11 protein-coding genes are annotated in these 14,041 nt (G+C 69.8%); 4 read left to right on the forward strand and 7 right to left on the reverse strand.

Features of this window, described 5'->3' with window-relative positions:
• Positions 1–30: 30 nt before the first annotated feature.
• Positions 31–972 (reverse strand): PAC2 family protein, encoded by a 942-nt coding sequence (locus ABZV91_RS08770; protein ID WP_355237614.1) that lies wholly within the window; start codon positions 970–972, stop codon positions 31–33.
• A gap of 419 nt (positions 973–1,391) precedes the next feature.
• Between ABZV91_RS08770 and ABZV91_RS08775 the strand changes: the two genes are divergently transcribed.
• Positions 1,392–2,768 carry a DUF4192 domain-containing protein gene (locus ABZV91_RS08775; protein ID WP_355237617.1) on the forward strand — a complete coding sequence of 459 codons (1,377 nt, stop codon included), beginning with the start codon at positions 1,392–1,394 and terminating at the stop codon, positions 2,766–2,768.
• Between the two features lie 17 nt (positions 2,769–2,785).
• On the opposite strand, the gene galE is transcribed toward ABZV91_RS08775, so the two are convergent.
• Both galE and ABZV91_RS08785 read right to left on the reverse strand, forming a co-directional pair.
• On the reverse strand, positions 2,786–3,766 hold the full coding sequence (gene galE / locus ABZV91_RS08780; protein WP_355237619.1) for a UDP-glucose 4-epimerase GalE: 981 nt from the start codon (positions 3,764–3,766) through the stop codon (positions 2,786–2,788).
• Between the two features lie 3 nt (positions 3,767–3,769).
• On the reverse strand, positions 3,770–4,456 hold the full coding sequence (locus ABZV91_RS08785; RefSeq protein ID WP_355237622.1) for a metal-dependent transcriptional regulator: 687 nt from the start codon (positions 4,454–4,456) through the stop codon (positions 3,770–3,772).
• 183 nt (positions 4,457–4,639) lie between these two features.
• Here ABZV91_RS08785 and ABZV91_RS08790 point away from each other — a divergent pair, with 183 nt between their 5' ends.
• Positions 4,640–5,905: an acetoin utilization protein AcuC gene (locus tag ABZV91_RS08790; RefSeq protein WP_355237625.1), complete on the forward strand. Its 1,266-nt coding sequence runs from the start codon at positions 4,640–4,642 to the stop codon at positions 5,903–5,905.
• Positions 5,898–8,597, forward strand: coding sequence for a GNAT family N-acetyltransferase (locus tag ABZV91_RS08795; RefSeq protein ID WP_355237628.1), 2,700 nt, complete (start codon positions 5,898–5,900; stop codon positions 8,595–8,597). Before ABZV91_RS08790 ends, ABZV91_RS08795 begins: the two co-directional genes overlap by 8 nt.
• A 226-nt stretch (positions 8,598–8,823) precedes the next feature.
• On the opposite strand, the gene ABZV91_RS08800 is transcribed toward ABZV91_RS08795, so the two are convergent.
• The 3 genes from ABZV91_RS08800 to ABZV91_RS08810 form a co-directional block, all read right to left on the reverse strand.
• Positions 8,824–9,792 carry a sigma-70 family RNA polymerase sigma factor gene (locus tag ABZV91_RS08800; RefSeq protein WP_355237631.1) on the reverse strand — a complete coding sequence of 323 codons (969 nt, stop codon included), beginning with the start codon at positions 9,790–9,792 and terminating at the stop codon, positions 8,824–8,826.
• Positions 9,793–9,968: 176 nt separating this feature from the next.
• The gene (locus tag ABZV91_RS08805; RefSeq protein ID WP_355237634.1) at positions 9,969–11,492 is read right to left on the reverse strand and encodes a methyltransferase; all 1,524 of its coding nucleotides are present in this window, start codon (positions 11,490–11,492) and stop codon (positions 9,969–9,971) included.
• Between the two features lie 84 nt (positions 11,493–11,576).
• Positions 11,577–12,017, reverse strand: coding sequence for a DUF3099 domain-containing protein (locus ABZV91_RS08810; RefSeq protein WP_355237637.1), 441 nt, complete (start codon positions 12,015–12,017; stop codon positions 11,577–11,579).
• Between the two features lie 293 nt (positions 12,018–12,310).
• Here ABZV91_RS08810 and ABZV91_RS08815 point away from each other — a divergent pair, with 293 nt between their 5' ends.
• The gene (locus ABZV91_RS08815) at positions 12,311–12,547 is read left to right on the forward strand and encodes a DUF3039 domain-containing protein (RefSeq protein ID WP_039825726.1); all 237 of its coding nucleotides are present in this window, start codon (positions 12,311–12,313) and stop codon (positions 12,545–12,547) included.
• A 237-nt stretch (positions 12,548–12,784) separates the two neighbouring features.
• On the opposite strand, the gene ABZV91_RS08820 is transcribed toward ABZV91_RS08815, so the two are convergent.
• Positions 12,785–13,888: a YihY/virulence factor BrkB family protein gene (locus tag ABZV91_RS08820; protein ID WP_355237640.1), complete on the reverse strand. Its 1,104-nt coding sequence runs from the start codon at positions 13,886–13,888 to the stop codon at positions 12,785–12,787.
• Between the last annotated feature and the right edge of the window lie 153 nt (positions 13,889–14,041).

Genomic DNA, 14,041 nt, shown 5'->3' on the forward strand with positions numbered 1-14,041 from the left:
CGTGTGCCGGGACTCGGGCATCGCGGCACTTCAGCCGCGTTCGTCGTCGTCGCCGGAGTAGCCGCCCTGCTCGGCGAGGAAACGCTCGAATTCGGCGCCGAGTTCGTCGCCGCTGGGCAGCTCGCCCTCACCGACCAGTAGGCTGGACTGCCGTTCCTGCGCACTGACGAAGGTGTCGTACTGGCGTTCCAGCGCGTGCACCACCGTCTCCACCTCGGCGTTTCCGGCGATGTGCTCGTTGACCTGCTCACGCACCCGGGCCGCCGCCTCGCCCAGCGCGGCGAGCGGGAACTCGAGGCCCGCGTTCTCACCGACGTGTTCGAGCAGGGTCTGCGCGGCCTCCGGGTACGAGGTCTGCGCCAGATAGTGCGGGACGTGCACCGAGAAACCCAGCGATTCGTGACCGTGCTGGGCCATGCGGTACTCCAGCAGCGTGGCCGCGCTCGCCGGAACCTGGAGTTCACCCGGCCAGCGCTGGTTCTCCGGGATGAGATCGCGGTTCGACGAATGCGCGGTGAGCCCCAGCGGTCGGGTGTGCGGGACCGCCATGGGGATGGCGCTCAGACCGATACTGCGGCGTACGCCGAGCTGCTCGGCCAGCAACCGCACCGCGGTGGTGAACTTCTCCCAGCGCAGATCCGGTTCCATGCCCGCCAGCAGCAGGAACGGGGTGCCCTCGGTATCGCGCAGCGCCCACAGGTTGAGCTCGGGCTCGGCGTACTCGGAGAAATGATCGGTCTTGAAGGTCATCAGGGGGCGCCGCGAGCGATAGTCCAGCAGCTCGTCCACATCGAACGAGGCGACGAGTTCGCTCTCCAGGCTCTCCCGCAGATGGGTCGTGGCCAGCCGAACCGCGTGACCCGCGTCGGAATACCCCTCCAAGCCGTGGACCAGGACCGGCCCCGAGCCGTCGTCGGACGACAGCTGCGGAGCGGGGAACTCCAGTTCGTACATTCGCGACTCGTAGTCCATCGCGTACTCCTTCCTGCGCGATCCGTGGCGGGCGGGTCGAGCAACACTGCTGGTATTCGCTGCCGCGCCGTGAGCCGCGAATCGCCCTCCATTGTCCCCCATGCAGATGTCGGGCCACACGCGGCCGTACATCGGCTCTCTGTGCTGACAACAGCGGTCGGCGCCGGTCGATTCCCCGGTACCGGCGGGACGGGCCGAGGAATCGGTGTGGTCCGGTGGCCGGTGAACGCACCGGGGAGTCTGGCACACTCCGCTCCTGGATGTACCCCATTTCCGAACCGGCAACCGGGTCCCGGTGCGGCTGCGGGCCGCTGACCGGAGTTGTCCACACTGCCGAGTTGTCCACAGACTTTCTGAGAACCGGCGTTTTCCCAGTTCACGCCCGTACTGCGTGAGATCCGATCCCGCATGCTCGGGCCATGACTTCCGCTGCGCCGTTCTCCCGTCCTGCCTCCGCCGACACCCGGTCGGTCCCGTGCCGAGCCGGCGGCCTCGGCCGTCCGGCTCCCGCGCCATCGCGTTCCGGCCGAGCCCCGGGACGGTGCCCCACCGCGCGGGCCCTGGCCGCGCGCGGCGGGGCACACCCGGCCCCGGCCCCGGCCCCGGCTCCCGGGGCGCCGGGCTCGCGCTTCCCCTGGCGGGAGGTCTACGAGTACGCCGCGGCACCCCGGGCACGCTGCGCCGACCGGACCGGTGAAGAGTACGACCGACCGTTTCGTACCGGACCCGCCCACCTCGACGACCCGGGAGATCTGCTCGCCGCGCTCCCCGCCATGCTCGGCTTCCGTCCGGAGCGTTCACTGGTGCTGGCCGTGCTGTGCGCGACACCCACCGCAGAAAGTGCGGTCATCGATCTCGTGGTGCGGTTCGATCTCCGGCATCCCGGCACCGGCGCTCCCTCCGATACCGAGACGGTCGCTGCCGCGGCCGCGCGGGTCTGTGCGCGGCCCGGAGTCGTCGGAGTGCTCGCCGTCCTGGTGGACGACCAGTTCGGCGACGGTGAACCCGCCGCACCGCAACGGATACCGGTATTCGGTGAACTGGCACGACAGCTCGCGTCCCGGGCCGTCCCGGTGCGCGGCGCCTGGGCTGCCCGGTCGATCGCGGCCGGGCAGCCGTGGTGGAGCGTGACGGGCCCACCGCGCCGCGGGCGGATCGCCGATCCGGTGGCCTCGACGGTGACCCTCGGCCGAGTCCTGGACGGCCGCCCGATCCGGCGCAGCCGGGACGAACTGACCGCGTTGGTCGCCCCGGACGAGGTGCTGCGCGCGCGGGTCTCGAGCGAACTGGAAGGTGCCCGGGATCGTGCCAAGGACAGATACGTGGCTGCCGCGCAGCGGGGCGATCCGGCCGGTTATCTGCGCGGTGAACTGATGACCGTGTTCTGGCTCATCGCCCACGCCGAATCCGGCCCGGGACTCGAGGCGCGGGAGCTGGCCCAGATCGCGGTGGCCCTGCGCGACCGGGAGGTCCGCGATTCGGTCTTCGCCGTGGCCGATACCGCGCACGCCGAAGCGGCCGAGAGCCTACTGGCTCTGCTGACCCGTGCGCTGGACGGTGCCGATCGGGCCGAAGCGGCGACCCTGTTGGGCTATTTCGCCTATGTGCGGGGCGACGGCCCGTTCGCGGGAATCGCCTTGGACGTGGCGCTCGATGCCGAGCCGCGCCATTCGATGGCCGCACTGCTGCATACCGCGCTGGAAGCCGGTATGCGCCCCGAACGCCTCCGCGATCTGGCACAGTGCGGCCGGGACGCCGCGATCGCCCTCGGCGTCGACCCGGCCGCAGTGTGCTGAGGCCCGCCGCGGTGGGATCAGCGCGCGCTGTGCGCGCGCGAGCCGAGCCCCCGCAGATAACTCCAGGCGGTGGAGACGATCTCGTCGAGATCGTTGTGCTCGGGTTTCCAGCCGAGCTCGTCGATCGCACGTCGGCTGGAGGCGATCAGCACGGCCGGATCGCCGGCTCGGCGCGGGGCATCCACCGCGGCGATCGGCCCGCCGGTGACCCGCTCGCACGCCGAAATCACCTCGCGTACCGAGAATCCCGTCCCGCTGCCGAGGTTGAACACCCGGTGCGTGCTCGCCGCGGCGGTCTCCAGGGCCAGCAGATGCGCCTGGGCCAGGTCCAGGATGTGGATGTAATCACGGACCGCTGTGCCGTCGTGGGTCGGCCAATCGGTGCCGAACACCGCAATGGAATCCCGGTGTCCCGCAGCCACCTGCAACACCAGCGGGATCAGATGCGTCTCCACGACCCGGTTCTCGCCGAGGCCGCCGTAGGCTCCGGCCACATTGAAATAGCGCAGGCTGGTGGCGGCCAGTCCGTGAGCCACGGAATACGAGGTGATGGCGTGATCGATCGCCAGCTTCGACGCACCGTAGGGGTTGGTGGGGCGGGCCGGCGCGTCCTCGGTGATCGGGACCTGTTCCGGCTCGCCGTAGACCGCTGCCGTCGAGGAGAAGACCAACCGCCGCGTCTCGGTTTCGCGCATCGCCTCCAGCAGTGCGAGCGTTTTCACCACATTGCCGTGCCAGTACTTCTCCGGCCGCTGGACCGATTCGCCGACCAGGGATTGCGCCGCGAAATGGAGAACCCCGTCGAACCGCCGGGTGCGCAGCAGGTCCGGCGCGGTCTCGGCGATATCACCCTCGACGAATTCGACGCCCGCGGGCACACCGTCGGCGTTACCCGTCGACAGATCGTCCACGACCACCACGTCGTGTCCCTGCTCCCGCAGTACGAGCGCGCAGACACCACCCACATACCCGGCTCCGCCGGTGACCAGAAGTTTCATCGATCAGACCAGCTTCACCTGAACGGCGTGGGCCATTTCGTCCGGCAGTTCGTAGCCCGAGTGCCCCGGCACGGTGATGATCACGGCGCCCGGCCTGCTCTCGACGGTCACCCGCGCGTCGGGCACCACGCCCGCCTCGCGCAGCCGGCCGATCACCTCCGGATCGGTCTGAATATGTTCGGCCAGCCGGCGCACCACCACCGCGTGCGTACGGCCCTGAGGCAGTTCGGACAACCGCTTGAGCGGCTCCTCCAGCGACTGCGCCGCGGCGATACCGAGTTCGTCCAGGCCGGGGATGGGGTTGCCGTACGGAGAGGTGGTGGGATGGTTCAGGACCTCGACGAGCCGCCGTTCGACGTCCTCGCTCATCACATGTTCCCAGCGACAGGCCTCGGCATGCACGTTCTGCCAGTCCAGCCCGATGATGTCCACCAGCAAACGCTCGGCCAGCCGATGTTTGCGCATGACCGCGACCGCCATACTGCGGCCCTTCTCCGTCAGTTCGAGATGCCGGTCACCCGCGACGAGCAGCAGTCCGTCGCGTTCCATACGGGCCACGGTCTGGCTGACCGTGGGGCCGCTCTGCTCGAGACGCTCGGCGATCCGGGCGCGCAGGGGTACTACGCCCTCCTCCTCGAGGTCGTAGATGGTACGGAGATACATCTCCGTGGTGTCGACCAGATCCTTCACTGTTGCCCCTTCGTCGGCACGAATTCTACCTGCGCACCAGCGACCCCGGTCGAATCGAACGGGTCGCCTGACGCGATGGGAATACATTCGGCGCGCGGCCCGACGCCGCAGTCGCGCATACATGTATTTCTACTGCATGACAACGTGCGATGGGGTTTCACCCTTCCCGATACGGTTGCGATCATGGCCACTGCACCGCCGGACGTGAACCCCGGCTCCGGGCAACCGGGGACCGTTGTGTGGACCGACCGCTTCCTGGACTACTCGTGGACCCCCGAGCATCCGATGAAACCGGTCCGGCTGCACTACACGATGGCGCTGGCGCGCTCGCTCGGGATACTCGACGGAATCGAACTCCTGGAGCCCGGCGCGGCCGGTCACGAGGAGTTGCTCCGGGTTCACACCGGCGACTACATCGAGGCGGTTCGCGCGGCGGTGCCGCGGGAGACGGTGGGTGAGCCGCCGACCGATCCCCCCTACGGGCTCGGTTCCAGCGACAATCCGGTGTTCCCCCGCATGCACGAGGCCGCGTCGGTGATCGTCGGCGGCACCCTGGCCGCGGCGCGGGCCATCGCCACCGGCGCCACCCGGCGGGCGGTGAGTATCGGCGGCGGCATGCACCACGCCATGCCGGGCCGGGCCGCCGGTTTCTGCGTGTACAACGACGCGGCGGTGGCCATCTCCTGGCTGCTCGACCACGGTTTCGACCGGATCGCCTACCTCGATGTGGATGTCCATCACGGCGACGGGGTGCAGCACGCGTTCTATCGGGATCCGCGGGTGCTCACCGTGTCGATCCATCAGCATCCCGCCACACTGTGGCCGAACACCGGCTGGCCGGACGAGACCGGTAGCGGTCCCGGAGACGGCACAGTGATCAACCTCCCGTTGCTGCCGGGCACTCGCGACCCGCAGTGGTTACGCGCCTTCCACGCGGTGGTCCCCGGCGCGGTGGCGGCGTTCCGGCCCCAGCTGGTGGTCAGCCAGTGCGGAGTGGACACCCACCGCGAGGATCCGCTCGCCGAGCTGGAGTTGGGTATCGAGGGTCAACGGGCGGCGTTCCTGGCGATGCGGGAACTGGCCGACCGATATGCCGAGGGACGCTGGCTGGCGGTCGGCGGGGGTGGGTACGGCCTGGTGCGGGTGGTGCCCCGGGCCTGGACCCATCTGCTGGGTATCGCGCTCGATCGCCCGGTGGACCCGGCGACCGCGATACCGCAGGATTGGATCGATCTGGTGCACACCGACAGGCCGCGGGTCTCACCGCCCCGCACCATGGGCGACGGTGTGGATATCGCGTTCCGGCGCTGGGATGGTCCCGGGGGCACCGCCGAAACCGGGGACGCCCGGTTCGACCGTGCCCAGCGGGCCGTCGACACGGCCGTTCTCGCCACCCGCCGAGCGTGCTTCGGCCCGCTCGGCCTGGACCCGGAGGATCCGCGTGACTGACCCCACCGACCGTGTGCCCGACGATCCGCCGCCGGCACCGCTGCACTGGCAGGCCGATGTGCTCGCCTCCGACGGCGGGGTGGTGCGGGTGCGCCCGATCACTCCGGCCGACGCCGACGAACTGCAGCGATTCCACACCGCGCTGTCCGAGCGCAGTAGGTACCTCCGCTATTTCGGGCCCTATCCGCGGATATCGCCGAAGGATCTGCATCGCACCACCCACCTCGACTATCGGGACCGGGTGGGGCTGGTCGTAGTCCTGGGGGACGCGATCATCGCGGTCGGGCGCTACGAACTCCTGGACCGGGCCGGCTCGCGCGCGGCGGAGGTCGCCTTCGTGGTGGCCGACGAGCACCAGGGACGCGGACTCGGCTCGATCCTGCTGGAACATCTGGCCGGCGCGGCCGCGGAGAACCGGATCGACACCTTCGTCGCCGAGGTGCTGGCCGAGAACACGGTGATGGTCACCGTGTTCCGTGAGGCGGGTTACCAGGTGGAGCGCAGTCGTGACGGTTCGGTACTGCATCTGGAATTCGCCATCGACCCCACCGAGGCGCTGCGCTCGGTGCGCGACGCGCGGGAACGGGCCTCGGAGGCACGCAGTGTGGGCAATCTGCTGGCTCCGCGGTCGGTGGCCGTGATCGGCGCGACGCCGAGTACCGGCCGCGTCGGTGGGGTGGTGCTGGCCAATCTGCTGGACGGGACTTTCCAGGGGGCGGTGTACCCGGTGAACCCCGAGCGGCGTTCGGTGCGCGGCGTCCACGCGTATCCGACGGTTCGCGATATCCCGGACGAGGTGGACCTGGCCGTTGTCGCGGTGCCCGCGGCCGCCATCGGTTCGGTTCTCGACGACTGTATGGCCAAGGGCGTCAAGGGTCTGCTGGTGCTGTCGGCGGGGTTCGGGGAGACGGGGGAGCAGGGCCGCAGCGCGGAGGCCGAACTCGTCGCGGCCGCCCGGAAACACGGTATGCGGGTGGTCGGCCCGAGCGCGCTGGGGATCGCGAACACCGATCCGGCGGTCGGTCTCAATGCCACGCTGGCCACTCTGTTGCCCGGCCGGGGGCGAATCGGATTCTTCTGTCAGTCCGGGCCGCTCGGCGTGGCCATCCTCGCCGAGGCAGCCACGCGCAATCTGGGTTTGTCCACTTTCGTCTCCGCCGGTAACCGGGCCGACGTTTCCGGTAACGACCTGTTGCAGTACTGGGACACCGACGCCGATACCGATGTGATCCTGCTGTACCTGGAAAGTTTCGGTAATCCGCGCAAGTTCTCCCGTATCGCGCGCCGGGTGGCCCGCAACAAACCGATTGTGGCGGTGAGTCCCAGCCGGCTCGCCGCTCCCGGAATGTCGGACGGCGGGCTGGATCGGTCCATCGTGCGCGATCTGTTCGCGCAGTCCGGTGTGGTGCAGGCGGATTCGATATCCGAGATGTTCGACTGCGCGGCCCTGCTGGGCTATCAGCCGCTGCCGCGCGGACCGCGGCCGGCCGTCGTGGGCAATAGCGCCGCACTCAACTGGCTGACCTCCGACGCGGCGGGCAGCGAGGGGCTGACCGTGGTCGAGCCGGTGGACCTGGGTCCGCAGGCCACCCCAGAGGATTTCCGGATCGCCGTCGCCGCGGCATTGGAAGCCGAGAACACCGATGCGGTGATCGTCATCTTCGCGCCGCCGATTCCGCTGCCGCAGACCGGATATGCCGAGGCGATCCGGGCGGCCGTGGCCTCGGTGCCCGCGACCAAACCGGTGCTCACCACCTTCGCCGGTGGCGACGGCATCCCGAACCTGCTGGCTGTCCGCGGTCCGGGGGCGGCCGCGATCCGCGGATCCATCCCGTCCTTCCCCGATCCGGCGCGTGCGGTCCGCGCGCTCGCCAGAGTGCATCGCTACGCGCACTGGCGCGATCTGCCCGCGTCCCCGAGCGCTGATACCGTCCACACCGGCGAGGAGAACGGCCGCCCGGCCGGTATCGACAGCGAGCGGGCCGTGCTGCTGATGGGCCGGTGGATGACTGATCCGGCCGGGCGGTGGTTGACCGACGACGAGACCGTCCAGCTGCTCGACTGCTACGGCATCTCCGTGGTGGAGTTCCGGGCGGTCCGTAGTGCCGAGGCGGCCGTGGCGGCGGCCGAGGAACTGGGCTATCCGGTAGCGGCCAAAGCCACCAACGAGAGCTGGCGGCGCCGCCCCGATATGAGCTGGGTGCGGCTGGATCTGTGGCGCCCGGAGGCGGTCCGCCAAGCCTATCGGGATCTGGTGGAGCTGTGCGGGGATCCGCTGCTGCACATCCAGCGGATGGCGCCCAAGGGAGTCGGCTGTGTGCTGAAGGTGCAGGATGACCCGGCGTTCGGTTCGGTGATCGAATTCGGGCTGTCGGGGCCGATCATCGAACTTCTCGGTGATCGCGCCTACCGCGCGCTGCCCCTCTCGGCGCAGGAAGCGGCCGCGCTGATCGATGCGCCGCGCGCCGCCCCGCTGCTGAACGGAACACCGGCCAGCCCCCGAGTGGACAAAGCGGCTCTCGTCGAACTCGCCCGGCGTATCTCGGCGATGTTCGACGACCTCCCCGAGATGCGGGAACTGTCCTTCGAGCCGGTGCTGGCCGCCCCGGAGTCGGCGGCGATCCTGTATGCCCGGGCCCGCGTCGGTCCGCAGCCGAGCCGCTTCGACGGCGGGCCGCGGCGTTTGGGGTAGCCGGCCTGGTACCGGTTGCCGGCCGATCCTCGGAGGCAGCCTCCGGCGGGCTCGGCGGCCGAAGCCGCTCGGATGCGGGGGACCCACCGGCGTGGTCGGCGCCCGGCCGCGGCGAAACCGGACTCGACGGCCCGGTGGTCGCCGCCCGGGCCAGGAGAAGGCCGGGGTATCGATACAGCGTGACCGGCCGAAACCGGCCGGTCACCGTTTCCTGGTGGAAGTCGGGTCAGCTCGCGTAGGCGCGCAGCCGGTCCGCCCGCTCGCCCTTACGGAGCTTGGACATGACCTCGCGCTCGATCTGCCGGACACGCTCCCGGGACAGGCCGAACAGCTTGCCGATCTGATCCAGGGTGCGCGGCTGGCCGTCGTCCAGGCCGAACCGGAGCCGGATCACCTGCTGTTCACGTTCGTCGAGCGTATTGAGCACGCTGCGCACATCGTGGTGCAGCAGGCCGGCGATCACCGCGCTCTCGGCCGAGGTGGCCTCGGAGTCCTCGATGAAATCGCCCAGGGGGGCTTCTTCGTCATTACCCACCGGCATGTCCAGGCTCACCGGATCGCGGCTGTGGTCTAGCAGATCGGCGATCTTCTCCACCGCGATACCCGATTCGGCGGCGAGTTCCTCGTCGGTGGCCTCCCGGCCGAGCTGCTGATGGAGTTCGCGCTTGATCCGGGCCAGCTTGTTGACCTGTTCGACCAGATGAACTGGCAGCCGGATCGTGCGGCTCTGATCGGCCATACCCCTGGTGATCGCCTGCCGGATCCACCAGGTGGCGTAGGTCGAGAATTTGAAGCCCTTCGCGTAGTCGAACTTCTCCATCGCGCGGATCAGGCCCAGATTGCCCTCTTGGATGAGGTCCAGCAGAGGCATCCCGCGGCCCGTGTACCGCTTGGCGAGCGAGACGACCAGGCGCAGGTTGGCCTCCAGCAGGTGCGACCGCGCGGCCTGGCCCTCCCGGACGACCATGGCCAGATCACGCTTGCGGGTCGCCGACAAACGCTTGCCGGTCTCCAGCAGGTGCTGGGCGTAGAGACCCGCCTCGATGCGCTTGGCCAGTTCGACTTCGTCGGCAGCTGTGAGCAGTGCGGTCCGGCCGATTCCGTTCAGGTACACACGTACCAGGTCGGCGGCGGGGCTCTGAGCGTCGAGGTCCGTATCACTGGGGCGCACACGAGTGGTGGCGGGGCTTGTCATGACTTGCCTCCTGTCGGTGGTGTCTCACTCCGAACAACGGACCCGACATAGGGAAAGTTCCCTCGCCGGGCGCGGATAAACCGCTCTGAACTGCGGTTTTCACTGTGACGTTCTGAGAAGTTCCTGAGAACGGGAGTGCCTCGACAGGCGGTGGAACACGCGGTGGGGGCGTACCCCTAGTGCGGTACCGGGTGGATCAACCCGTGCCTCACCAAACCGGTGACCACTCCGAGGGCGGCGTCCGCGAACTCGGGGGAGACCTCCTCCGCTCCCTGTGACAGTGCCAGCAGTTCGATCAGTTCGTACAACGGCAGGCCGTCGGGCCGCATTCCCGCGAGCAGGGAGACCGTCGTCTCGTCCACTTCGTGCTGCCACCGGGGCCCGTCGCCTCGGTGCAGGCGGATCACGTGCTGCTCCCAGCCCTGCTCACCCGGTAGCGAGACCCGCTCGAGCGCAGTCGCCGGGTCGAGCCGATAGCGCGAACGCCGCGCCCGTTCCGGATCACCTGCGACCTCGCGTAACCACGCGGAGCGGTGGAAGTAGGCCAGCGCTTCCGCGCCGAGGGGATCGTCGAAGCCGTGGGTGAGGTCCTCGGCCAGCAGTTCGGTCGGCGCGTCCACGGCCCGCAGGTAGACGAAACCGAAACCGATACCGGTCACCTCGGCCTGCTCCAGCGCCGACAGCCATTCCTCGGCCCGCTGTTGTGCCGCGGGAGTGCGCGGATCGAGGCCGGCATCGCGCAGCCAGGTACCCACATACAGCGCGGGGTCGGCGATATCGCGCTGGACCACCCACGCGTCGATACCGTGTGCGGGCAGCCAGCTCGAGACGCGCTGCCGCCAGTCCTGGTCCTCGGTGTGCACCCAGGCGGCCAGTATCGCGGCGGTCCCGCCGGGGGCCAGCAGGCCGGGTACACCCGAGATCACCAGTTCGCTGGCCCCGTCGAGGGCGAGCCCGGAATCACGGTAGGTGTGCTCGATCCGGGCGGGGCCGACCACGAAGGGCGGGTTGGCCACCACCTGATCGAACCGGCGCCCGGCGACGGGGTCGAACCACGACCCCCGCGCCAGATCGATCTCCAGATCGTTGAGTGCCGCGGTGGCCTCGGCCAGCCACAGCGCGCGGGGATTCACATCCGTGGCGGTGACCGAGCGGGCGTAGGACGCGGCGTGCACGGCCTGGATACCGCAGCCGGTGCCCAGATCCAGCACCGAGCCGACCGGCGCGGTCGGCGTGGCCCGCAGCAGGGACAGCGAGGCGTGGCCGACTCCGAGCACATGGTCCTCGGTCAGGGTGCGGCGGTGCATCGAATCGTCGAGGTCGGACAGGATCCAGCGGTTGCCCGCGCCGATATCGGTCGGGCGCAGGTCCAGCGCCGCGCGGACCTCGCCGCCCGAGCGGGCGAGTAGTCCCGCCGCCACGGCCTCGTCGATCCGGACCGGGGCCAGTGCCGCGGCGGCCTCGCGCTCCTCCAGCGCGTCACCGAGGAGCAGCAGGCGGACGAGGATGCCCAGGTCACCGGCCGTGCGCGCGGCCCGGCGCACCGGTACCGGCTCGCCGCGACCCAGGGCGCTGTGTGCTTCGTCGCCCAGTGTGTCGAGCAGGGTGTCGGCGTCGTACCCGACCCTGGTCAGCGCGGTGCGCAGGGTCGGGCAGAGAGCGGTCAGCGGTGATCGGACTGTCGATCCGTAGGTGGGCACAGCGGTACTCTGCCACCTCCGCGGGGTGGCTCCCCTGGCCGCATCGCCGTGGCGCTGCGGCCGGACTGTCGATGGCGAGCGGTTCTAGCCGTCGATCTGGTCGTGCCGGCGTTCCTCCAGTGCGGGACGCGGGCGGTCCCAGCGGCTGGGTTCGTTCTTGTCCCGCGGCGGGCGGTCGTTGGCGATGAGCACCGCGATCCACGGCAGGGGTACCGACGCCGCCATGATGAGAATCGAGATCAGGGCGTTCCCGAAGACCGTGTAGGCGACCCCGGCCAGGATCAGCGCCGGGATCCGGAACGCCATGATGATCGTGTACCGGCGGACCCGGGCACGGTGCTGTTCCTCGAAGGACGGGGCCGCCTTCGTGATCAGCGCCGCGTGTCTGGCGTCGTCGCCGGGGAAGTATCCGCGCGAACGAGAGGGACGGGCCGGCCGCGGTGCGCCGGGGGACGCGCCGGGACCGCTCGCACCGGCGTCGAGGTGCTCCGAACGGCGCTCGGAGTCTTCGCCGTGCTGCTGCATACCTTCGAGTCTTGCACTATCGCCACCACCGTGTACAACGCGTCCACCGGTAACGGCGCCCGACCGCCGCGACACCGGGTCCGGCCCCTTCGATACACGGCGGATCGTTGTCGGGCGTGGGCCGAGGGGGCCGTGCCTTCTCCCGGTCGCCACCGGCCGCTTTCTCACGCCCTGTCGCGTCGACCGTGGCCCGGGCCGGTGGAGCGGGGCGGCCACCCTCGCCACACGCCGGTGCGGCCCGGTCGCGGGGGTGATCGCGCGAGCGCGACACCGTGATGCGGCATCATGGAGGCGTGAGTACCGATACGCTGGTCCGCCCCGATACGACCACCGACGAGACCACCGGTGACGACACCCCCAAGTTCTTCCACTACGTGAAGAAGGACAAGATCGCCGAGAGCGCCGTGATGGGCACCATGGTGGTCGCGTTGTGCGGTGAAGTCTTCCCGGTGACGCGCTCGCCGAAGCCCGGTTCGCCGGTCTGCCCCGAGTGCAAGAAGGTTTACGAGACCCTCCGCAAGGGCGACTGACCGCCACCGCTCGGCCCGGCGCGGTGAGCCACCGGCTTTCCGTGCACATCGCCCTGCGCCGGGCCCCGTGCAGTCCCCGGCGGACCGACCGCAGGGTGATGCGCGGGCTCCCCGGTCTCGTGCTCGGCCCCTGTGGTGATCGGCTCCGGTCGCTGTGTTTCGCACCGAACTGAGCCCGGGGTGGGAGGCGATCCTAGCGGGTCGCGATGGGTTCGACGGGCGAAGGACGGGTGCCGGTCAGCGCGTGACCAGGGGAGCGCGCTGACCGCCGGCGGGACCGCCCTCCGGGCCGCTGTCGTCGCCGCGGCGGGCGCCGCGCCGGCGCGGGATCCGGTGGGCCCTCGGATCCGCCGCCGGATCCGTCTCCTCCTCACCCTGTGCGGTGCCGCGGCGTTTGGCCAGCCAGGCCTTGAACTGCTCCATCCGGGTGGCGCGGGCCGGCCAGAACTCCTGGACCGCCGCGTTGAATTCCGCGCCGAGGATCACCGCGAAACCCAGGAAGAACGTGAACAGCAGGAAGGCGATGGGGGTGGCCAGGGCACCGTAGGTGACCCCCGTCCGGGTCACCAGGGCCAGGTAGCTGCGCAGGATCTCACTGGCCGCCATGAAGAACACCGCCGCCAGCAGCGCCCCGCAGAACAGCCGGTGGTAGGGCAGCGAACTGTGCAGCGCGAGTTTGTACAGGGTGGCCAGCCCGACGATGAGCAGCAACCCCACTGCGGGGTAGTAGAAGGTATCGACCAGCCGTAGGCCCGGTTCCAGCCACGAATCCGGCAGTATCCGCCCGATCAGCACCGGGCCCAGCGCGACGAGCGGCAGGATGAAGATCGCCGCGATCAGGAACTGGACGTAGAGGAGCAGAGCGAAGATGCGCTGCCAGATCGGATTCCGGGCATCCTGTTGGCCGTGTGCCTCCACGATCGCGTCGACGAAGGTCGCCATGGCCGAGGATCCGGCCCACAGCGAGAGCACGAAACCGACCGAGACGAACGCCGCCCGGCCGCGGCCGAGCACATCGCGGATCGTCGGTTCGATCAGATCGGTGACCACGCTCTGACTGAACAGTTCGCGGCTGAACGTCAGGGCCTTCGATTCCACGATCTCCACGGTGTCCGGCCCGAAGAGGCCGCTGACGTAACCGAGTCCGCCCAGCAGGCCGAACAGCAGCGGTACCAGCGACAGGGTCTGCCAGAAGGCGGCGGCCGCGGATTTCGCGAAAATCGAGTCGCTCCAGGCTTTGACGGCCACCCGCACGACCAGCCGGCCGCTCTGGGCGAGCGCGCGGCGAACCCACGCGGTCCCCGACGGGTCCGCGCCGGGTTCGCGTCCGTAACTGTGCATGGTCTGTCCAGCATCGCGCACCCGGACGCCCAGCGGTATGGCACCGGGCAACGTGTCGGGGGGCGATCGGTGAATCGCCGGTTACCGAACACGCCCCGGAAACCGTCCTCCACGGTGTGTGACACCCGTCGCCCGCCTCGTGCCGGTTTGGCG

Source organism: Nocardia sp. NPDC004568, from assembly GCF_040609955.1.
Lineage (GTDB): Bacteria > Actinomycetota > Actinomycetes > Mycobacteriales > Mycobacteriaceae > Nocardia.

Coding starts and splice junctions, on each gene's coding strand:
- galE (WP_355237619.1), bottom strand. CDS start 3,766: ATGAAACTTCTGGTCACCGGCGGAGCCGGGTATGTGGGTGGTGTCTGC.
- ABZV91_RS08790 (WP_355237625.1), top strand. CDS start 4,640: ATGGCCACTGCACCGCCGGACGTGAACCCCGGCTCCGGGCAACCGGGG.
- ABZV91_RS08810 (WP_355237637.1), bottom strand. CDS start 12,017: ATGCAGCAGCACGGCGAAGACTCCGAGCGCCGTTCGGAGCACCTCGAC.
- ABZV91_RS08770 (WP_355237614.1), bottom strand. CDS start 972: ATGGACTACGAGTCGCGAATGTACGAACTGGAGTTCCCCGCTCCGCAG.
- ABZV91_RS08775 (WP_355237617.1), top strand. CDS start 1,392: ATGACTTCCGCTGCGCCGTTCTCCCGTCCTGCCTCCGCCGACACCCGG.
- ABZV91_RS08800 (WP_355237631.1), bottom strand. CDS start 9,792: ATGACAAGCCCCGCCACCACTCGTGTGCGCCCCAGTGATACGGACCTC.
- ABZV91_RS08820 (WP_355237640.1), bottom strand. CDS start 13,888: ATGCACAGTTACGGACGCGAACCCGGCGCGGACCCGTCGGGGACCGCG.